General features: G+C 70.2%; 17 protein-coding genes and 1 pseudogene. 11 read left to right on the top strand and 7 right to left on the bottom strand.

Going from position 1 to position 20,739, the window contains the following annotated elements; translation table 11 throughout:
* Positions 1-13: 13 nt before the first annotated feature.
* The 5 genes and pseudogenes from ASF43_RS16725 to ASF43_RS16705 form a co-directional block, all read left to right on the top strand.
* A pseudogene (locus ASF43_RS16725) lies at positions 14-624 on the top strand (spore coat U domain-containing protein); the annotation flags it as partial.
* Between the two features lie 169 nt (positions 625-793).
* The gene (locus ASF43_RS16720; RefSeq protein WP_056183310.1) at positions 794-1,363 is read left to right on the top strand and encodes a spore coat U domain-containing protein; all 570 of its coding nucleotides are present in this window, start codon (positions 794-796) and stop codon (positions 1,361-1,363) included.
* A gap of 10 nt (positions 1,364-1,373) precedes the next feature.
* A complete protein-coding gene (locus ASF43_RS16715) occupies positions 1,374-2,168 on the top strand; it encodes a molecular chaperone (RefSeq protein ID WP_056183307.1) in 795 nt (264 codons plus the stop codon).
* A 10-nt stretch (positions 2,169-2,178) separates the two neighbouring features.
* Entirely contained in the window at positions 2,179-4,542 is a 2,364-nt protein-coding gene (locus tag ASF43_RS16710) for a fimbria/pilus outer membrane usher protein (protein WP_056183305.1), read from the top strand.
* A 25-nt stretch (positions 4,543-4,567) separates the two neighbouring features.
* Positions 4,568-5,521, top strand: a complete 954-nt coding sequence (locus tag ASF43_RS16705) for a spore coat protein U domain-containing protein (protein ID WP_056183302.1) — start codon at positions 4,568-4,570, stop codon at positions 5,519-5,521.
* Here ASF43_RS16705 and yjjJ read toward each other — a convergent pair.
* The 3 genes from yjjJ to ASF43_RS16690 form a co-directional block, all read right to left on the bottom strand.
* Entirely contained in the window at positions 5,518-6,849 is a 1,332-nt protein-coding gene (yjjJ, locus tag ASF43_RS16700; protein ID WP_056183300.1) for a type II toxin-antitoxin system HipA family toxin YjjJ, read from the bottom strand. The two genes, ASF43_RS16705 and yjjJ, sit on opposite strands and share 4 nt — an antisense overlap.
* A gap of 106 nt (positions 6,850-6,955) precedes the next feature.
* Entirely contained in the window at positions 6,956-7,462 is a 507-nt protein-coding gene (locus tag ASF43_RS16695; protein WP_056183297.1) for a DUF1993 family protein, read from the bottom strand.
* A gap of 54 nt (positions 7,463-7,516) precedes the next feature.
* The gene (locus ASF43_RS16690; protein ID WP_056183294.1) at positions 7,517-7,909 is read right to left on the bottom strand and encodes an MAPEG family protein; all 393 of its coding nucleotides are present in this window, start codon (positions 7,907-7,909) and stop codon (positions 7,517-7,519) included.
* 166 nt (positions 7,910-8,075) lie between these two features.
* On the opposite strand from ASF43_RS16690, the gene ASF43_RS16685 reads away from it, so the two are divergent.
* Together ASF43_RS16685 and ASF43_RS16680 are read left to right on the top strand one after the other, a co-directional pair.
* On the top strand, positions 8,076-8,759 hold the full coding sequence (locus tag ASF43_RS16685) for a response regulator transcription factor (protein WP_056183292.1): 684 nt from the start codon (positions 8,076-8,078) through the stop codon (positions 8,757-8,759).
* A 27-nt stretch (positions 8,760-8,786) separates the two neighbouring features.
* On the top strand, positions 8,787-9,239 hold the full coding sequence (locus ASF43_RS16680) for a hypothetical protein (protein ID WP_156373342.1): 453 nt from the start codon (positions 8,787-8,789) through the stop codon (positions 9,237-9,239).
* 12 nt (positions 9,240-9,251) lie between these two features.
* Here ASF43_RS16680 and ASF43_RS16675 read toward each other — a convergent pair whose 3' ends face one another.
* Entirely contained in the window at positions 9,252-13,166 is a 3,915-nt protein-coding gene (locus ASF43_RS16675) for a response regulator (RefSeq protein ID WP_156373341.1), read from the bottom strand.
* Positions 13,167-13,304: 138 nt separating this feature from the next.
* Here ASF43_RS16675 and ASF43_RS16670 point away from each other — a divergent pair, with 138 nt between their 5' ends.
* Positions 13,305-13,871 (top strand): restriction endonuclease, encoded by a 567-nt coding sequence (locus ASF43_RS16670; protein ID WP_235578264.1) that lies wholly within the window; start codon positions 13,305-13,307, stop codon positions 13,869-13,871.
* Here ASF43_RS16670 and ASF43_RS16665 read toward each other — a convergent pair.
* The 3 genes from ASF43_RS16665 to ASF43_RS16655 all read right to left on the bottom strand — a co-directional run bounded on the left by ASF43_RS16665 (position 13,865) and on the right by ASF43_RS16655 (position 17,662).
* A complete protein-coding gene (locus tag ASF43_RS16665; protein WP_056183280.1) occupies positions 13,865-15,115 on the bottom strand; it encodes a D-amino acid dehydrogenase in 1,251 nt (416 codons plus the stop codon). The two genes, ASF43_RS16670 and ASF43_RS16665, sit on opposite strands and share 7 nt — an antisense overlap.
* A 133-nt stretch (positions 15,116-15,248) precedes the next feature.
* The gene (locus ASF43_RS16660) at positions 15,249-15,740 is read right to left on the bottom strand and encodes a cupin domain-containing protein (protein WP_056183277.1); all 492 of its coding nucleotides are present in this window, start codon (positions 15,738-15,740) and stop codon (positions 15,249-15,251) included.
* Between the two features lie 56 nt (positions 15,741-15,796).
* On the bottom strand, positions 15,797-17,662 hold the full coding sequence (locus ASF43_RS16655) for a diguanylate cyclase domain-containing protein (protein ID WP_056183274.1): 1,866 nt from the start codon (positions 17,660-17,662) through the stop codon (positions 15,797-15,799).
* A 371-nt stretch (positions 17,663-18,033) separates the two neighbouring features.
* On the opposite strand from ASF43_RS16655, the gene ASF43_RS16650 reads away from it, so the two are divergent.
* The 3 genes from ASF43_RS16650 to ASF43_RS16640 all read left to right on the top strand — a co-directional run bounded on the left by ASF43_RS16650 (position 18,034) and on the right by ASF43_RS16640 (position 20,729).
* Positions 18,034-19,059, top strand: a complete 1,026-nt coding sequence (locus ASF43_RS16650) for an amino acid ABC transporter substrate-binding protein (RefSeq protein WP_056183503.1) — start codon at positions 18,034-18,036, stop codon at positions 19,057-19,059.
* A gap of 81 nt (positions 19,060-19,140) precedes the next feature.
* Positions 19,141-19,935, top strand: coding sequence for a GntR family transcriptional regulator (locus tag ASF43_RS16645; RefSeq protein WP_056183272.1), 795 nt, complete (start codon positions 19,141-19,143; stop codon positions 19,933-19,935).
* Positions 19,932-20,729, top strand: coding sequence for a transporter substrate-binding domain-containing protein (locus tag ASF43_RS16640; protein ID WP_056183269.1), 798 nt, complete (start codon positions 19,932-19,934; stop codon positions 20,727-20,729). The genes ASF43_RS16645 and ASF43_RS16640 overlap by 4 nt, the downstream gene beginning before the upstream one ends.
* Positions 20,730-20,739 lie beyond the last annotated feature (10 nt).

The following is a 20,739-nucleotide window of genomic DNA, read 5'->3' as shown; positions in this document are numbered from 1 at the left end:
CACGAGGCCCACCATGCGCACCACTTCCAAGTTCATCCTGGCTCTGTCCACCGCCCTGGCCATGGTGGCCCCGGGTGCCCAGGCCGCTGGCAACATGGCCGGCCAGCTGAACGCGAAGATGGTCCTGCAGTCCGGCTGCATCGTCTCCGGTGCCCCCGGTGCCGGCACTTCCGGCGTGAACTTCGGAACGCTGGACTTCGGCAGCCAGCCGGCCACCTTCACCGGCGTGCTGCTGGCCACGGCCAGCGGCGGCGTCGGCGGYGCGGGCGCCACCGAGATCACCTGCTCGCCCGATGTCACCTCGCTGTCCGTCAGCGTCAGCGCCGGCAACAACGCCGGCCAGGGCGGCGCGGTCGGCACGGGCGCCCGCGCCATGAAGCTGGGCACCTCCACCTACCTGCCCTACGACGTCTACAGCGACTCCAACCTGGCCACCCCCTACCCGACCAGCGCCAACGCCGTGAGCGTGGTGCTGCCAGGCACCGGCGCGTCCTTCCCGCTGCCCATCTTCGCCAAGGTGAACAAGACCAGCCCGGCTGCGCTGACGGCTGGCACCTACACCGACGTGCTGCAAGTCACGCTGCCTGGTAAGCCCACCATACGCCTATTTGGGCGGGCATCGCTNCGGCGCGTCCTTCCCGCTGCCCATCTTCGCCAAGGTGAACAAGACCAGCCCGGCTGCGCTGACGGCTGGCACCTACACCGACGTGCTGCAAGTCACGCTGGCCTGGTAAGCCCACCACACGCCTATTTGGGCGGGCATCGCTCTAAAACCGCGTAGTATTAGTTCGAAATGCGAGCAACTACGCTGCACTTCCACGCCAAGCGGTGGCTGGCCCTGGCCGCAAGCGGGCTGCTGGCGCTCTCGTTGAGCGCCATCGGTCCGGCTGCGCAGGCCCTGACGACGCTGGACAACAAGGCCACCTTCGCCGTCAACGCCACGGTGTCGTCCGGCTGCTGGGTGGTCGGCAATGTGTCGCAGACCACCGGCGTCGGCTTCGGCCTGCTCGATTTCGGCAGCCATCCGGCCATGCAGGCCGGCAGCTACACCGCCAGCATCGCGCTGGCCGGCAGCCCGGCCCAGGTGCAGTGCACGCCGGGCGTCACGGCCACGATGACCATCGACGGGGGCCAGAATGCGCAGGGCGCACAGCGCCGCATGCGCTTTGGCACCTATTACCTGCCCTACAACCTGACGACCCTGCCCGGCGGCAGCGTGCTCATCCAGCCGGGCGTGGGCGTCAGCGTGGACGCCAGCGCCGGGCCCACGCTGCTGCCCGTGTACGGCCGCGCCATCGCGCCGGGCACCGGCCTGCCGGCCGGGCAGTACACGGACACCCTGCAAGTCGTGTTCAGTTGGTAGGAGACCCGCCATGACCCTGACCTCCCCCCTCGCCCTGCACGGCCGGCGCCTGCTCGCCGCCCTGGCCCTGGCCGGCTGCACGGCCGGCGCCCTGGCTCAATCCTCGCTGATGATCTGGCCGCTGGACCCGGTCATCGAGGACGACCAGCGCGCCTCCGCCCTGTGGCTGGAGAACCGGGGCGCCCAGCCCGTGTCGCTGCAGGTGCGCGTGCTGGCCTGGAACCAGGACACGCGGGAGGACGGCTACGCCCCGCAGGACAACGTCGTGCCCAGCCCGCCGATGGCCGTCATCCCGCCCGGCCAGCGCCAGCTGGTGCGGCTCATGAACACCCGCCCCGCGCCGGCCGGCACCGAGCAGGCCTACCGCGTGCTCGTCGACGAGCTGCCCAATGCCGACCCGGCCGATGGCGAGGGCACGCGCCAGGGCAGCGCCATGGGCATCAAGCTGCAGATCCGCTACTCGGTACCGCTGTTCGTCTCGGGCAAGGGCCACTGGACCAAGCCGCGCCCCGACCGCACACGCGACGCGGCCACCGCCGCCCAGCCCGCCCTGCGCTGGCGCACCGAGCGCGCCGAAGACGGCAACTACCTGGTGGTGCGCAACGCAGGCCTGGCCCATGCGCGCCTGACGAACGTGCAATGGGTGCGCGGCAGCGACGCCGTGCCCATCAACGCCGGCCTGCTGGGCTATGTGCTGCCCGGCGCGGAGATGCGCTGGAAGCTCACCACGCCGCCGCCCATGGGCCACGTGCCGCATGCGCGCGTGAACGGCAGCGAAACGCCCATGCCCCTGCCGGCGCAATAGCAGGCGGCCGATGCGCACCCTGCTGCTGTCCACCGGCATGGCGGCCGCGCTGCTGGCGCCCCCGGCACGCACGCTCGCGCAGGGCCTGCCACCGGCGCCGATGCCGGGCACCGGTGCCACGCTTGCCGGCATCACGCTGTACCTGGAGCTGGTCATCAACCAGCAGCCGACCGGCCAGGTCGTGCCCGTGCTGGTGCGCGACGGGCATTACCTGGTCGCCGCCGACACGCTGCGCGCCCTGCATGTGCGCACGCCGGCCACGGGCGCGCAGCTGGTGGACGTGAACCTGATCGAAGGCCTGGGCGTACGCTACGACAGCATCGCGCAGCGGCTGGAGCTGAACCTGCCGCCGAACTGGCTGCCGTCGCAGGAGCTGGGCGACGACCGGCCGGTGGGCCCGCTGCCGCCGCTGGCCGGCCAGGGCTTCCTGCTGAACTACGACTTCTATGCCAGCAACCCCGGGCGCGACGGCTCCACCAGTTCGCTGTGGACCGAGCAGCGCTGGTTCGGCGGCTGGGGCCTGGCGTCCAACACCGGCATCGTGCGCCGCACCCACGGCGCGCAGGCGCAGCGCGGCGCCGACGGCTACCTGCGCTACGACACCACCTGGCGCTATTCGGATACCGAGGCCGTGCGCACCTACACGGCCGGCGACCTGATCACCGGCACGCTTCCCTGGGGCAGCGCCGTGCGGATCGGCGGCATCCAGATCGCGCGCAACTTCTCGGTGCGGCCCGACCTGGTACCGTTCCCGCTGCCGCGCTTTTCCGGCCAGGCGGCCGTGCCGTCGGCGGTGGACCTGTTCATCAACGGCCAGCGCGCCGGCCGCGAGAGCGTGCAGCCCGGCCCGTTCACGCTGAACACCATGCCCTTCATCAACGGCGCGGGCGAGGCCTCGGTCGTGACCACCGACGCATTGGGCCGCCAGGTGCTGACCACCGTGCCGTTCTATGTGGCCAGCACCCTGCTCAAGACCGGCAGCACCGACTACAGCTTCTCGGCCGGCGCACTGCGGCGCCGCTACGGCGTGGACAGCTTCGGCTACGGCCCGCCCGTGGCCAGCGGCAACTACCGCTACGGCTATAGCGACACGCTGACACTGGAGGCCCGCACCGAACTGGCGCGCGACCTGGCGCTGGCCGGCGCCGGCGCGGTGTTCACGCTGGGCCATGTGGGCGTGCTCAACGCGGCCGTTGCGCATGGCGGCGAGGGCCACCAGTGGAGCCTGGGCTACCAGTACAACGCCCAGCGCTTCGGCCTGGCGGTGCAGCACACGCAGCGCAACCGCGGCTGGCGCGACCTGGCCCGGCTGGAGCTGGACGACACCTCGGGCGGCGGGCGCAGCACCACGCAGGCCACGCTCAGCATGGCGCTGGGCGAGGCCGGCGCCGTGGCCATGGGCTACTTCGACGCCGCGCAGCTGGACGGCCAGCGCAGCCGGCTGGCGACGGCCTCGTGGTCGCGCGGCATCGGCGGCCACAGCTTCGTGTCGCTGAACCTGAACAAGGCGGTGGGCGGGCGCGACTACACGGTGCAGCTGCAGTGGACGCTGCTGCTGGGTGAGCACGGCGCCGTCAGCACGCTGGCCACGCGCGACCGCAACGGCACGGGCACGCAGCTGCAGTACAGCCGCACGCCGCCGCCCTCCGGGGGGCTGGGCTGGAACGTGTCGTACGCCAACAGCGCCGGCCCCAGCGACTACCGCCAGGCCAGCGCGATCTGGCGCGGCCAGACGACGCAGCTGCAAGGCGGCGCCTATGCCCAGGGCGGGCGCAGCGCCACCTGGGCCGGCGCCACGGGCTCGCTGGTGGTCATGGACGGCAGCTGGTTCGCCGCCAACCGCATCAACGACGCGTTCGCGCTGGTCTCCACCGGCGTGCCCGGCGTCACGGTGCGCTTTGAGAACCAGGTCATCGGCAGCACCGATGCACGCGGCCACCTGCTGGTGACCGGCGTCAACGCCTACTACCCGGCCCGCTTCGAGATCGACACGCTGGAGCTGCCCGAATTCATGCAGTCCGAGCAGGCCGAGCAGCGTGTGCTGCTGCGCGCGGGCAGCGGCGCGCTGCTGCGCTTTGAGATCCAGCAGGTGCTGGCGGCCAACATCACGCTGGTCAACGAAGACCGGCAGCACCTGCCGGTGGGCCTGCTGGTGCAGCACGTGGGCTCGGGCCGCACGGCCACGCTGGGATGGGACGGCCAGGTCTACCTGGAAGGCCTGGCGCGCGAGAACGAGCTGCTGGTGCGCGGCGCGGGCTTCACGCCCTGCCGCGTGCGTTTCGACCTGCCCAACACCGAGCCCGGCGTCGCGCGCATCGGGCCGCTGGTCTGCCGCCCCCTGCCGTCGCTGGCGATGGCGAGCCGCTGGCATTGATTCACCGAACACGAGGACGCCTGCCATGCCCAATCCATCGTTCCTGCGCGCGCTGCTGTTAGTGCTCGCCTGCCTGGCCGGGCCCGCGGCCCATGCGTGCACAGCGACCGAGACCGGCGGGCCGCTGGGCTCGTACACCTCGCAGAACGTCTACAGCACCGCGGCCATCAAGACCTCGGCCAGTTTCTCGTTCGCGTGCAGCGGCAACCTGCTGGCGATTGCCAGCGGAACGCCTTCGATCCGGGGCGAATTCACGACCGCGCTGACCGGGCTGACGCTCAAGGCCGCAGGCGGCTACACCATCCCCTACCAGATCTACCGCGACGCGGGCTACACGACGGCGTTCACGGGCCTGGTGCAGGTCAACCTGCAGGGCGCCCAGGTGCTGAACCTGCTGGGCAACGGCAATGCGCAGACCGTGCCCTTCTACATCGCCGTCACGCCGGGCGCCAACATCCCCGCGGGCACCTACACCGACACGATCCAGTTCACCTGGACGCCCACCGCCATCTGCGAGGGCCTGCTGGGCGCGTTCGGCATCTGCCTGGGCAATCCCAACACCACGCCCGTGCTGCGGTCCATCGTGGTCACGCTGGTCGTCACCAACGACTGCACGGTGACGGCGCCGACGGTGAACTTCGGCACGGCGCCGCTGGTGGCCAGCTTCGCGACGGTGTCGCAGAACATCCAGCTGCTGTGCAGCCGCGACATGACCTACACCGTGGGGCTGTCGGACGGCCTGTACCCCAGCGGCGGGCGCCGCCGCATGGCCTCGGGCACGAACCGGCTGCAGTACGACATCTTCAAGGCCGACACCACGGTCTGGGGCAAGGTCGGCACGGCCCGCGCCAGCAGCCCGGCGCCGGCCAACGGCACGACGGTGCAGACCATCCCGTACACGGCCCGCATCTACACCGACCAGAGCAACCCGCCGCCCGGCGTCTACACCGACAACGTGGTGGTGGACATCAGCTTCTAGAGCGTGGCCAGGTGCGCGGCGTTGGCAGCGGCGATGGCCCGGAAGCCGGCCGAGATGCGTGCATCGCCCGCCGCGGCCTGCCAGAAGCGCAGCGCCAGGGCCCGCGCCCGCGCCCACTGCGCCAGCGTGGCGGCCGTGGGCTGCAGCGGGCGGGCGGCAAAGTCGCGCGCCACCAGTTCGCCGCCCACGGGCGCGTAGAGCATGGGCAGCATGTCGTAGGTGGGTGACAGCGTCCAGTCGCCGCCCGCGTCCAGCAGCAGCGAGATGTTGCCGTAGTGCCGGTCGGTGTTGGCGATCAGCACGCCATAGGCCTCCAGCAGCCGCAGCGTGTCGGCATCCGCCTGCGGCAGCAGCCTGCGGGCGGCCATGCGGTTGGCCGTGGCCGCCCAGTTGTCCATCTCGCCCACGTACTCGGCGTCGTAGACCTGCAGCGACACCATGCCGATGCGCCCGATGCGGCCCGCCTGCGCGCTGCGGTCGAAGCGCTCGGACTCCAGGAACACGCGCCCCGCCCCGGTGTGGATCTGCGTGCGCGCGGCCGGCAGGCCGTCGGCGGCCAGCGTCTGCAAGGCCAGGTGCTCGCACACCAGCAGGTCGCGGCTGCGCTCGGCCAGCGGCGTGGCATCGGCCGGCGAGAACTTGACCAGCACCGGCCGGCCGGCGCGGATGGTGCAGAACTTGGGCTGCTCGCCGCCGGCCGACGAGCCCGGGTGCGTGCCGCGCATGGCGGCGTCGGCCAGGCGCGGGTAGTCGGCCGCGGTCTCCACGCGCGAGGCGCGCTGCGCCAGCGTGTGGAAACGCTGGAACGCGGCCTCGCCCACGATCAGGTTGCCCGGCAGGTCGTCGCCGAACAGGGCGAGCGCACGCAGCACGTCGTCGTCGCTCCAGTGCTGCGGGTCGTGGCCCAGCTGCAATTCGGGGTGGGCGTGCGCGAAGGTGCGGCCCATGAAGCCCTGCGGCCGCATGTCGTCCAGGAACCAGGGCAGGCCGGCATGGCGCTCGCTCACGCCATCGGCCTCGTCGACCCAGAAGCCGCCGCCTTCCAGGGGCAGCATGCGGCCGAACGGAGAGGGCTCACCCTGGGCGTCCACGCGCATGACGGGCACCTCGGCGCCGACGCCGGCCACCGTGCGCGGCAGCACATAGCGCTGCGAACGCGCCGCCCCCACCTTGCGCACCGTGCCGACCTGGATCAGCGGCGCCAGCGCGCGCGACACCGTAGGCTGGCTCACGCCGAGCGCCTGCTGCAGCGCGGCGCTGCTCGCCACGCCGCCCTGCTGGCGCAAGGCCTGCAGCGCGGCGGCGGTGGACGTCGAATTGCTCGGCATGGATGATGGATTGAATAGATAGATTCTAGACAAAATCCATCAAAATCAATGATCTACTCAGTTGATTGAATAGATTCTCCGGCCCATCACCTGGCCCGGGCGGGCCTCAGGGGTTGCCGAGGTAGTCGCGCTTGCCGATCTCCACGCCGTTGTGGCGCAGGATGTTGTACGTGGTCGTGACATGGAAGTAGAAGTTCGGCACGGCATGGCCCAGCAGGAATTGCAGGCCGACATAGTGCGTTTCCTTCTCGCCGCGGCGCACGACGATGGCTCTGTCTTCCGTGCCGTCGATCTTCTCGGCCGGCACGCTCTGCAGGAAGGCGACGGTCCCGGCAATGCGCTCCTTCAGTTCGGCCAAGGTCTTCTCGTTGTCCTCGAACACCGGCGCGTCCACGCCCGACAGCCGCGCCACCACGCCCTTGGCCGCATCGCAGGCGATCTGCACCTGCGACGTCAGCGGCAGCATGTCGGGGAACAGGCGGTAGCCGGTCAGCGTGGCGTCAGCGATCTTCTTCGCATCGATGTGGGCCTGCGTCTTGTCCAGGATCTTCGACAGGTTGCCGAGGATGTTCACGAAGCGGGGCACGCTGGCCTGGTACATGGAAATGGTCATGGGAGTGTCTCGGGTGATGCCGGCACGAGCGCCGGGCGGCGCATCTTAGGCCCCTCAGCGCGCGACGAAGAACAGCGCCACGCTGACCGCCAGGCCCAGCACCCAGACCAGGCTGCGCAGCGAGCTCTTGTCGCGGATGTACAGCGAGATGTAGACCACGCGCAACAAAACGTACGACAGCGCCAGCGCATCGATGCGCCCTTGCGCTCCGCCGAACTGGTGCGCCGCGATCACGCCGGCCATGAACAGCGGCAGGCCCTCGAAGCCGTTGCTCTGCGCCGCGATGGCCCGCGCACGCCAGCCGCCTTGGCGCGCCGCCCATTCGCGCGGCGAGCGGTTGTCGTCCGGGCGAAAGGCGCCGGCCTTGGCGATCCACGCCGTCACGTAGGGCAGCACCATGGCGGCCAGCAGGCACCAGTAGGCCAGGGTCAGATGGCTGGAAGTCATGTGGTTCGGTTCCTTGGTATGGGAGTTGCACGGCAGAGCACCGTGCGCCTGATTCTGACCGTCCAGCGAATCGGACCCCAATCTGGCCGAAAATCGTACCTATAGGCAGAACCACTACAACAAAATCAGTTACAAATCCACGAAGATGCAGCAGGGAGGACACGTCATGCATATCGCCATCCTGGAAGACGACCCCGTGCAGCGCGAGCTGTTGTGCATGCTGGTGCAGCAGGGCCAGCACAGCTGCAAGTGCTTCGACACGGTCGCCGCGTTCGAAACTGGCTTGCAAGGTGAGACCTTCGACCTGGCGCTGATCGACTGGATGCTGCCCGACGGCAACGGCGGCGAGGTGCTGCGCTGGATCCGCAAGACCGTGGGCTGGCAGATGCCCAGCATCGTCATCACCGCGCGCGAAGAGGAGCCCGTGGTCGTGGCCGCGCTGGAGGCCGGCGCCGACGACTACATCGTCAAGCCCGCCAAGCCGCTGGAGCTGCTCGCCCGCATCACCGCCGCGTCACGCCGCGCCCGCCCCAACGCCCTGCCCGTGCTGCGCGCAGGCGAATACGAGATCGACATCGCCCGCCAGCGCCTGGCCGTCGCCGGCAAGGCCGTGGAGTTGACGCAAAAGGAATTCGACCTCTCGGTCTGCCTATTCCAGAACATGGGCAAGCTGCTGTCGCGGGACTATTTGCTGGACAAGGTCTGGGGCGTGTCAGCCGACGTGGACATGCGCACCGTGGACACCCACGTCAGCCGCGTGCGGCGCAAGCTGCAGCTCGATGGCAGCCATGGGTGGAAGCTGGTGTCGATTTATGGGTTTGGGTATCGGTTCGAGCGGCTGGACGAGTAGGCCCGTCCGGCCGAGCCCAGGCCACACGTGGAACAGTTGATGAACTTTCCTCTTGTGCACAAGGCCGTGGCGTGCCTCCCGGTCGTTGCCTGCCTGGTCGGGCCTGCGGCGGCGCAGGCCCAGGAAACCGTGTTCGATGGCGCATGGTCCGTCGTGATGACATGCCCTGCCCACAATGCCGCCGACGACGATGCCAAGGGGTACACCCATCGGTTCCCGGCGGAGATCCAGAACGGCCGCATGCGTGCCACGCATGGCAAGCCGGGTGAGCCGGGCTGGCACTACCTGCACGGCAAGATCAACCTCGATGGAAGTGCGGTGCTGCGTCTGGATGGCATCGTCAGCAATGCGAAGTACGCGATCCACGATGCCGAGCGCGGCAAGGAGTACACCTACCGGGTCAAGGCCCAGTTGCAACCGAACAGCGGGGTCGGGCAACGGCTGACCGGGCGCGTCTGCGAGTTCGCGTTCAGCCGATGATCGGCCCGGAGTTCACCCCAGCCGGTCCGCCACCGCACCGACCAGCGCATCGAGCTCGGCCCGCAGCGCCGCCGCCGGCGCATGCAACCCCTCCAGCGCCGCCCCCTCGACCAACGCCAACTCGAGCGACGTTGTCATCTCGCGCACCCGTCCGGCGCCGATCATCCCGCTCACTCCCCGCAGCGAATGCAGGCTGCGCGCCGGGCCTTCGCGGTCGCCGGCCGCCAGTTGGGCCACCAGCGTCGCACCCATGTCGCGGTAGTGCGCAACGAACTGCTGCAGCACGCGCAGCAGGATGTCTGGCTGGCCGGCGGCGTATTCGAGCGCCTGCGGCAGGTCCACGAGGTCGGCCATGCGCGCCAGGATCTGGGCCGAGGTAACGGGCGCGGGCACGTCCTGAGGGGCCGCTTCGGGCGGCGGCAGCGGCGCGGGCGCCGGCACGCGGCTGCTTTCGAGCGGGGCGGGCAGCCAGCGCACCAGCGCGGCCTGCAGCACACGCGGGTCGACGGGCTTGGCCAGGTGGTCGTTCATGCCGGCGTCCAGGCAGGCCTGGCGGTCTTCGGGAAAGGCGTTGGCGGTCATCGCCACGATGGGCAGGTGCGCCAGCGTGGGCTCCTGCCGCATGCGGCGCGTGGCTTCCAGGCCGTCCATGCGTGGCATCTGCATGTCCATGAGCACCAGGTCGTAGGGCCGGCTGAGCGCCATCTGCAGCGCCTCCTCGCCGTCGGCGGCCACTTCCACGGTCACGCCCGCGGCCTCGAGCAGCTGCACGGCCACTTCCTGGTTCACGGGGTTGTCTTCGGCCAGCAGGATGCGTGCGCCAGCGGTGCGCGAGAGCTGGGGTCGTGCGCGCTCCTGCGGCACGGGCGCGGCGCCGGCAGGCGGCGCGGCGGCCAGCAGGCGCAGCAGCGCGTCGCGGTACAGCCAGGAGGTCACGGGCTTCATGAGCACGGCGCCGAAGCCGGCATCGCGCGCCAGCTGGTGGATGGAGGCGCGCTCGTTGGCGGAGACCAGCACCATGGCGCGCGGGGGCTGCGCCGCCTCGCTCAGGCGGGCGCCGGTCTGCAGGCCGTCCAGGCCGGGCATGGCCCAGTCCAGCAGCACGAGGTCGTAGGGGGCGCCGGTCTCGGCCGCATGGGCGACCTGCTCCAGCGCCTGCTCCCCGCTGTCGGCGCTGTCCACGCGCAGGCCCAGGCTGCGCGTCATGTCGGCCAGCGCCTCGCGGGCTTCGGGCAGGTCGTCGACGACGAGCGCGCGCAGGCCGGCCAGGGCGGTGAGGTCGGTCGTCTCCTGCCGTTCGGCCAGGCCCAGGCGGGCGGTGAACCAGAAGCGGCTGCCCTGCCCCGGCGTGCTGTGGCCGCTGGCCTCGCCGCCCATCTGCTCGGCGATGCGCCGCGTGATGGCCAGGCCCAGGCCGGTGCCGCCATGCTCGCGCGTGCGCGAGGCGTCGGCCTGCGCGAAGGGCGTGAACAGCTGGGCCAGGGCCTCGGGCCCGACGCCGATGCCGGTGTCGCGGACTTCGAAGCGCAGCATGAGTTCGTCCTTGTTCTGTGACAGCAGTTCGACGCGCAGCGTGATCACGCCGCGCTCGGTGAACTTGACAGCGTTGCTGAGCAGGTTCAGCAGCGCCTGCATCAGCCGTGTGGAATCGCCGTGCAGAAGGTCGGGCACGGGCTCGGCGAACACCACGAGTTCCAGGTTCTTCACGCGCACCGATTCGGTGACCATGGCGCTGGTGCGGGCCAGCAGCGCGTCGAGCGAGAAGTCCGAGCGGTCCAGCGTGAGCTTGCCGGCCTCGATCTTGGACAAATCCAGGATGTCGTTGATGACCTGCAGCAAATGCCCGGCGGCCCCGGCGATACGGCCCAGCCGTTGCTGCTGCACCGGGTCTTCGATGTCGCGGCGCAGCATGTGCGTGAAGCCGAGGATGGCGTTCATGGGCGTGCGGATCTCATGGCTCATGTTGGCCAGGAACGTGGTCTTGGCATCGTTGGCGGCGTCGGCACGGTCGCGGGCCTGCTCCAGCTGCTCGTTGCGCAGGCGCAGCAGCTGCTCGGCCTGCTTGTGGCGCGTCACGTTGGTGGCCAGCACCACGAAGCCCTTGACCTCGCCCTCGCGCCGGTCGGGGATGTACTGCACGCGCGTGTCGGCGCGCACGCCGCGCACGCTGTACTCCACCTGCTCGAACTCCAGCGTCTCGCCGGCCAGCGCGGCGTTGATGCGCCCGGCGGCGCGCTCCACGAACTCGTTGCCGCGGATCTCGCGCAGCGTGCGGCCGATGACCTGCTCGGGCGCCTCGCCGAACCACTCGGACTGCGTGCGGTTCACGAAGCGGCAGCGCAGCGCGCTGTCCCAGTAGACGAGCCGGCCCGGCACGCTGTCGGCCACCAGCCGGGCGAAGCGCTCCGTCTCCTGCAATTGCAGGTTCAACACTTGCAGCTCACGCGTGCGGGCATCGACTTCGCTTTCGAGCTGGCCGCGTTGCAGCAGGCTGGCCTCGTGTTCGCGGCGCTGCGCGCTCACGTCGCCGAACGAGCACACGATGGCGCTCAGCGCCCCATCGGGCCCGCCGTGCACGGGCTCGGCGTTCACGCAGACCCAGGTCCGCAGCCCGTCGGCACGCGTGACCGCGACCAGCTGGTCGCGTTGCGCCTGGCCGGTGGCCAGCACGCGGGTGGTGGGCAGCTTGTCGGTGGTGAGCGGCTGCCCGTCCTGGTCCTTCAGCACCAGGCCCCAGGCGGGGGAGAAGGCACCTTGCAGCTGGTCGGCGCGCAGGCCCAGCATGCGCTGGGCCGCGGGGTTGGAGCCCGTCACGCGCGCCTGGTCGTCAAAGGTGATCACGCCTTCGTTCAGGGCTGCCAGCGTGGAACGGTGGAACTGCTCGCTGCGCTTGAGCGCCTCGTGCGCCTCGTAGACGTTGTGGATGTCCATGCTGGTGCCGAACCAGCGCACGGGCCGGCCCTGCTCATCGCGCGCCACGCCGAAGCGGGCGTTGCACCAGCGGTAGCTGCCGTCGGCCCGGCGCAACCGGAAGTCGGGCAGATGCTCCGCGCCGCTGGCCTGGGCATCGCGCCATTCGCGGATCACGCGGTCGATGTCGTCTGGGTGCACGAGCCCGAGCCAGCCCTCGCCGATCAGCTGGTCCATGGGCTGGCCGCTGAACTGCACCCAGCGGTGGTTCAGGAAGTCGGCCTTGGCGTTGGCGTCGCAGATCCAGATCAGCTGGGGCAGGATGTCCAGCATGCGCCAGTGCTGCGCCTGCGCCTCGTGAGCGCTGGCCTGCAGCGCATGCCAGAGGCGCTGCCAGTGCCGGGCAAGCAGCCCAGCGGCGACCAGCGCCGCGGCCAACAGCGTCCAGCCCGCGGCATACCAGCTCTTCTGCGATTCGCGCAGCTGGGCGAGGTTGTCCTCGGTGCGCAGCTCGACGCGGTCGATTTCCTGCAACAAGCTGGTCAGGGCCGCCTGCATGTCGTCGCCCTCGCGGCCCGGGGCGCGCGCCAGGTCGGCGCTGGCCCAGTGCGTGTGCAGCGCGCGGGCCTGGTCGGCCAGCGTGTTCGGGATGCCGACCGGCTGGGCCGCCATCATGCTGCCCAGCACGGCCAGGCGCTCCAGCAGATGCAGCCAGTTGGCGCGCGCGGTCTGGTCGGCGCCGGGACTGGCAGTGTCGGTGGCCAGGCCGCCCTGGCGCGGCACCTGGGGCGCCAGTTCGGCACGCGCCACGCCGAGCTGGCGCAGCGGGCGCATGTGCTGCTCGAAGCTGTCGGCCTGGAAGCGATCGAAGGCGGCCATGGCCAGCACGGCCAGGGCGCTCAGCAGCACGGCCGCCAGCAGCAACCATTGCGTGCGCATGCGCGTGGCCGAGGGGGCGCCCGGCCGCATGCCGAGGGCGGCGGAGGGCTCGAGCACTTTTCCGTCGTCTGCGGACACGCGTGAGATCCCTTCAGATAAGGCCATCTGACGATTGGGCGCCAGATGCCCCGGCCAAATGTGGCAGAACTGTGTTCGCGAACCGCCGTTGCGGCGTGCTACAAACCGGGCCTCTCCGCGCACCTGGAAAAGACCCGCATGAAATGGAAGATGGCCGACAACTCGCTGTTCGCGATCCTGCTGCGTTCGCGCTGGTGGATCAGCTTTCTCGTGGCGGCGGGCATCTTCACGGTCGCGATGGCGCTGCTGCCGCGCGAGTATGCGCTGGCAGGTGCCCTGGGCGCCATCCCGTTCGTGGTGATCGGCGGCATTGCGCTGTCACGCCAGTGGGGCGCGCCGAGCGCCCGCCAGGTCGAGGCCAGCCTGGCCCAGGCCGCGGCCATGTCGTGGGCGGAGTTCGGCGCCAAGCTGGAGGCGGCTTACCGCAGCGCGGGCTACACGGTGCGCCGTACCAGCGGCGGCGCCGACTTCGTGCTGGACAAGGGCGGCCGCACGACGCTGGTCTGCGCCAAGCGCTGGAAGGCCGCGCGCCAGGGCGTGGAGCCGTTGCGTGAGCTGGACGCCGCGCGCCAGGCCCACGACGCCGACGCCGCCGTGTTCCTGAGCCTGGGGCCGCTCAGCGACAACGCCACCGCGTTCGCGCGCAGCGCGCCGATCCGCGTGCTGCAGGGCGCCGACCTGGCCGCACTGCTGAGGAATCAGTAGCGCGCCAGGCTCAGGCCTTCGGTGTCGATGCCTGGCCTGGCACCGCCCATCCAGTCGGCCAGCAGCCGCCCGCTGCCGGCGGCCATGGTCCAGCCCAGCGTGCCATGGCCGGTCGACAGCCACAGCTTCGTGTAGCGCGTCGGCCCGATCACAGGCGTGCCGTCGGGCGTCATCGGGCGCAGCCCGGTCCAGAATTTGGCCTGTGCCAGGTCGCCGCCACGCGGGAACAGGTCGGTGACCACATGGTCCAGCGTGCGGCGGCGCGCAGGCTTCAGGCTGGTGTCGTAGCCGGTCAGCTCGGCCGTGCCGCCCACGCGGATCCGGTCGCCCAGCCGCGTGACGGCCACCTTGTGCGTCTCGTCCATGACCGTGGATTCCGGCGCGCCGGACGGGTCGATGATCGGCAGCGTGAGCGAGTAGCCCTTGACCGGATAGACGGGCAGCGTGAGGCCGAGCGGCGCGAGCAGCAGCGGAGAGAAGCTGCCCAGCGCCACCACGTAGCGGTCGGCCTGCAGCAGGCCGGCGTCGGTGCGCACGCCCGTGATGTCGCCACCCGCATGCTCCAGCGCCTGGATCTGCACGCCCTGGCGGAACTGCACGCCATGCGCCTGCGCCATCGCAGCCAGGCGCAGCGTGAACAGGAAGCAGTCGCCAGTCTCGTCGCCCGGCAGGCGCATGCCGCCGACGAACTTGGCGCGCACGCCTTGCAGAGCGGGCTCATGGCGCACGCAGCCGTCCATGTCCAGCACCTCGTAGGGCACGCCGTACTGGTTCAGCACCTCGATGTCGCTGGCCGTGCCGTCCAGCTGCGCCTGGGTGCGGAACAGCTGCAGCGTGCCCTGGCTGCGCTCGTCGTAGGCGATGCCGGTATCCAAGCGCAGCGCCTGCAGGCAGTCGCGGCTGTACTCGGCCAGGCGCACCATGCGCGCCTTGTTCACGCGGTAGCGCGCGGCCGTGCAGTTGCGCAGCATGGACAGGCCCCAGCGCCACATCGACGGGTCCATCAAGGGCTGGATCACGAGCGGGCTGTGGTGCATCAGCAGCCACTTGATGGCCTTGACCGGGACGCCCGGGCCCGCCCAGGGTGCGGAGTAGCCGGGCGAGACTTCGCCGGCGTTGGCGAAGCTGGTTTCCATGCCGGCGCCGCTCTGGCGGTCCACGACGGTGACCTCGTGCCCGGCCTGCGACAGGTACCACGCCGCGGTGGTGCCGATCACGCCGCTGCCCAGAATCAGAATCTTCATGCCCGCCCTTCCGCGCTCGTTCGTTGTGGGCGAGATTGTGGCGGCGAAGCCCCTTCGGCCACCCCTGCGCAGGCCGCGCGGATGCCAATGCCATCGTCCATTAGCCGCGCTGATCGGCGCGGCCGGCGCGGTGCTAGATGCCGCCCTGCGGGTGCGTGGGGTCGACCCACAGCACGGTGTCGGGCTTCTCGACCGGCGCGATGTCCAGGTTGATGGCCACCGCCTCGCCATCGCTGCGGCACAGCACGCATTCCAGCGGCTCGGTCTCGCTGGCGTTGATCTCCTGGTGCGGCACATAGGGCGGCACGTAGATGAAATCGCCCGGGCCGGCCTCGGCCGTGAACTCCAGCTGCTCGCCCCAGCGCATGCGGGCGCGGCCGCGCACCACGTAGATCACGCTCTCCAGGTGGCCGTGGTGGTGCGCGCCGGTCTTGGCGTTGGCGTGGATGGTCACAGTGCCGGCCCACAGCTTGCTAGCGCCTACGCGCGCGAAGTTGATGGCGGCCTTGCGGTCCATGCCGGGCGTCTGCGCGGTGTTGCCGTCCAGCTGGTTACCAGGGACGACGCGCACGCCGTCGTGCTTCCAGGCCGGCTCGTGCGGGTGCTCGTGGTGCTCGTGTGCCATGGGGTGCCCTTGCTTGCGGGTTGGGGGGTGCGGTGCGGCTGCGGCAGCCGCCCCGCTCACTCGAATGCGAACGAGCGCAGCGCGCGGCGCTGGTGCTTGACGCGGTACATCGCCGCGTCGGCGTCCATCAGCACCTGCTCGGGGCTGTCCTGGCTGCCCACCAGCAGGCGGATGCCGATGCTGGCCGAGCAGCGGTGCAGCTTGCCGCGCAGGTGGAAGTCGCGCTCGATGGTGTCCAGGATCTTGTCGGCCACGGTGTTGACGTGGTCGGCGGCGGACTTCTCGTCGGCGCCCAGGTCTTCGAGCAGCACCACAAACTCGTCGCCGCCCAGCCGCGCCACCGTGTCGTGCTGGCGCACGGCGGCCTGCAGCCGGCGCGCCACCTCGATCAGCAGCTGGTCGCCCACCTCGTGGCCGAAGCTGTCGTTGACCTGCTTGAAGCGGTCCAGGTCGATGAAGGCCACGGCGAAGAAGCTGCGCTGGCGGCCGCTGGACAGCTGGGCCTGCCGCAGCCGGTCCATCAGCAGGCGCCGGTTCGGCAGCCGGGTCAGCGGGTCGTTGAAGGCCATGGCGCGGATCTCCGCCTCCAGCGCCTTGTTGCGGCTGATGTCGCGCGTGATGGTGGAGATGCCCACGACGGCGCCGCGGTCGTTCAGCACGGGCGAGACCGACATCGACACGTCGACCAGCGAGCCGTCCTTGCGCACGCGCACGGTCTCGAAGGCCTCGACCAGCTCTCCGCGGCGCACGCGGTCGACCAGCATGGCCTCCTCGTCGCGGCGGTCCGGCGGGGCCAGGCGGTTCACATGGCGGCCCAACATCTCGCCGGGCGTGTAGCCGAAGATCTGCTGGGCGCCGCGGTTCCAGGTGGTCACGATGCCGCGCACGGTCTTGCTCACGATGCTGTCCGAGGAGGTCTGCACGATGGCCTCGAAGCGGTTGTGCATGGCCTGGATCTGCTGGCGCGACCAGCGGTACGGTGCATACCAGGCCAGCAGCGTCAGCGCGATGGTGATGCCGGCCAGCGCCAAGAACAGCAAGGCGTTGATGCGCCAGCCTTCCATCATTTCGTGCGTGTCCTGCCCCACGATCACGTAGAAGGGGTAGTTGCGCAGCTTGCGGTACACGGCCACGCGCTCGCGCATGTCCAGCACGCTGGTGGACTCGTACTGGCCGTCGTTCGGCTGTCGGGCCAGCGCCTCGCGCAGCGCGCCCGACATGCGCGTGGAGCCCACCGCCTCGCGGGCCTCGTCGCTGGTCGGATGGCGGTGGACCAGCCGCAGGTCCTCCGTGCGCAGCACGGCCGCGCCGTTGGTGCCCAGCTCGATGCCCGCGAACAGGCTGTCGAAATGCGGCACGCTCATGCTGGCGTAGACGACGCCGACCAGCGTGCCCGCACCGTCACGCGCCGCACGGGCGAACACCATGACCGGCGAGCTGCCGTCGGCCGGGCGCTGCGGGCCGCTGATGACCATGTCGGAGTCGGGCTCGGCGATGGCGCGCTTGAAGAAGTCCTGTTCGGCCACGCTCTGCGGCCGGCTACGCGACGGCACCGGGCGCGCGCGGACCAGGCCCGCAGCGTCGGCCACCTTCACACTGTCCAAATCGATGAGCGGTAAGCGCTGCACGACAGACGGCGCCGCACCGCCGGTGTCGAGCGTCAGGCCGTCGCGGTATTGCAACGCGACGAGCTGCAGATAGATGTCGATCTTGTCGAAAGTGTCGGACAGTTGCGTCTCCGTCAGGCGCGCCATGGTCTGCGTGCTGGCGGTGGCGCGCTCGCGGTAGCGCATCTGCTCGGTCCAGATCGCCATGCCGGCGAGCAGGGACACCAGCACGATGATCAGCACCGGGCCGACGGCGTAGGCCAGCCAGGCCGGAGCGGGCTTGAAGGGACTGACAGAGCGTTCGTCGGCGTCCATGGAGTGCGGCGATCCTCGAAGCGGCGGGTGCGCGGCATTCTATGACTGCATGTTGCGCTGCGGAAATAGCCGCAGCATCGTGCAACCGGAAGGTACGACATGCGCGACCCCGCCGGCACCTCGTTCCGCGCCGGGGCGGGCGCGCGGGCCACGCCAGGCGTGCGCGCAGCTTGAAGTACTTGTGGAACCGGGGCGGACTGCACTACGCTCTGCCGGTGCGATGAAGCCGCGCCGCGACGCATCGCGCACCACCTCCTCACGGTGACCGGATGTCCGATCGACGAACCGCCCTGCACGCCCGGGGCATGCACCGCTGGCTGCACCGCGCCACCTGCGCGCCGGCCTGCGCACTCCTGTGCCTGGGCGTCGACATGGCCCACGCCATCCTGCGCACTGCGCTGCTTGCCGCCTGCGCCGCAGCCCTGCCCGCGACCGCGCAGGCTGGCCCCACGCTGGACGCCGTGCGCGCCGCCGGTGCGCTGCGCTGCGGCGTCAGCACCGGTCTGCTGGGCTTCTCGCATCCAGATGCCAACGGCCAGTGGGCTGGCATGGACGTGGACGTGTGCCGCGCGGTCGCGGCCGCCGTGCTGGGCAGCGCCGACAAGGTGCGGTACGTGCCGCTGGACGTATCCAGGCGGCTGCCCAGCCTGCAGGCCGGCGAGATCGACATCCTGTCGTTCAACACCACGTTCACGATGTCGCGCGACGCCGCCATGGGCGTGCAGGTGACCACCCCCACCTACTACGACGGCCAGGGCTTCATGGTGCCGCTCAAGAGCCGTATCAAGAGCACGCGGCAGCTGCAGGGACAGACCGTGTGCGTGCGGGCCGGCAACGACACCGAGAGGACGCTGCGGGAGTTCTCGCGCGCCAACCGGCTGAATCTGAAGCTCATCACCTTCACGAGCTCCGAGGACGTGCACAAGGCCTACATGGCAGGCGAGTGCACCGCCACGTCGAATGACGCCTCGGGCCTGGCGTCGGTGCGCAAGATGACGGCGAGCGACCCGGCCGCGCACGTGATCCTGAACGAGCTGATCTCCAAGGAGCCGCTCGGCCCCATGGTGCGGCGCGGCGACGACGCCTGGGCCAGCATCGTGAAGTGGACGGTCTACGGCCTGATCGCGGCCGAGGAGCACGGCATCACGCAGGCCAACGTCGGCCAGCAAAAGGGCAATGCCAACCCCGAGGTGCTGCGCATGCTGGGCCACAGCGAGGACACCGGCAAGCTGCTGGGCCTGGACCGCGAGTGGCTGGTGCGCGCCATCGGCGCCACGGGCAACTACGGCGAGATGTTCGCGCGCAACATGGGGCCGGATTCGCCACTGGGCCTGCCGCGCGGGCTCAACGCACAGTGGCAGCGCGGCGGGCTCATGTACGCGATGCCGATCCGCTGACGCCCGCTTGGCGTGCCGCGTGCCCGCTTTGGTGCACGCAGCTTGTATATCAGCCGGCACGGAACCTGCTCAAGCAGGTGCATGGCCAGCGCATCCGAAATCAGTGAACGCATCGTCGAAGCCGTCATGGCGCAGAAACTCGCGCCCGGCGCCCGCCTTGGCGAGCAGCCGCTGGCCATGCTGTTCGATTGCAGCCGCACCGTGGTGCGCGAGGCCCTCACGCGGCTGGCCGCGCGCGGCATCGTCACCGTCAGCGCGCGGCGCGGCTGGTATGTGATCGAGCCCTCCGAAGACGATGCGCGCGAGGCCTTCGAGGCGCGCCGCGTGATCGAGACCGGGCTGATCCGCAGCCTCAAGACGGTGCACAAGCCCGCACTGAAACGGCTCAAGGCGCACCTGGCGCGTGAGAAGGCCGCGCTCACGGGCAGCGACGTGGGCATGCGCAGCTTCCTGCTCGGCGACTTCCATGTGTGCCTGGCCGAATGCCTGGGCAACACCTTGCTGGCCGACACGCTGCGCGACTTCACGGCGCGCACCACGCTGATCGCCATGCTCTACCAGTCGCCGCACAACGCCGTGGCCTCGTGCGAAGACCATGTGCAGATCGTCGCGGCGCTGGAGCGCGGCGACTTCGCGCAGGCCGAGCAGTTGATGGCCGCGCACATCGGCACCGTGCAGGACGCGCTGCGCCTGCCCATCGCTTACGACCCTCTGGCCCAGCTGCGCCAGGCGCTCGCGCCCGTGGCAGGCCCGGTCGACGCCTCTGAGGCACAAGTCTTGCGTACAAGACGGGCACGCGCCGCGCGCCCTGCCGGCGCACCAGCTTCGGGCACCGCGCCCGACGAACCATCCACCTATCTCGGAGCTTTGCTATGAGCCACCCCACCCGCCGCCTCGCGCTGGCTGCCACTGCCTTCACCGCCCTTGCCTGCCTGGCCACCGGCGCCCATGCGCAGACCGCGCTGGACGACGTCATCAAGGCCAAGAAGATCACCATCGCCATCCCCACCGACTTCCCGCCCTACGGCTTCGTCGGCACCGACCTCAAGCCGCAAGGCCTGGACATCGACATGGCGAACTACATCGCCGGCAAGCTCAATGTGGCGGTGGAGCTGGCGCCCGTCACCAGCACCAACCGCATTCCGTACCTGCAAAGCCGCAAGGCCGATCTCGTGATCTCCTCGCTGGGCAAGAACCCCGAGCGCGAACTGGTGATCGACTTCACGGCCGCCTACTCGCCGTTCTTCCAGGCCGTGTTCGCCGCCAAGACGCTGCCGATCAAGAGCTTCGCCGACCTCAGCGGCAAGAGCGTGGGCGTGACGCGTGGCGCCATCGAAGACCAGGAGCTCAGCAAGCTCGCGCCACCCAATGCCGACATCAAGCGCTTCGAGGACAACAACGCCACGGTCTCGTCCTTCGTCGCGGGCCAGGTGCAGGCGATTGCGACCGGCGCCTCGGTGGCCGGCAACATGATGACCAAGAACCCGCAGCTGGGCACCGAGTACAAGCTGCTGCTCAAGGTCTCGCCCAACTACATCGGCGTGGCCAAGGGCGAGGACAAGCTGCGCGCGCGCGTGAACGAGATCATTGCCGAGGCCAAGAAGGCCGGCGATCTGGACAAGATGGCCGTCAAGTGGCTGGGCCGGCCGGCCGGCGACCTGCCGCAGTAAGCCGCACCAC

This window comes from Pseudorhodoferax sp. Leaf267 (assembly GCF_001422405.1).
Taxonomy (GTDB): domain Bacteria; phylum Pseudomonadota; class Gammaproteobacteria; order Burkholderiales; family Burkholderiaceae_C; genus Pseudorhodoferax.
This window is presented reverse-complemented; position numbering and strand designations above follow the sequence as displayed.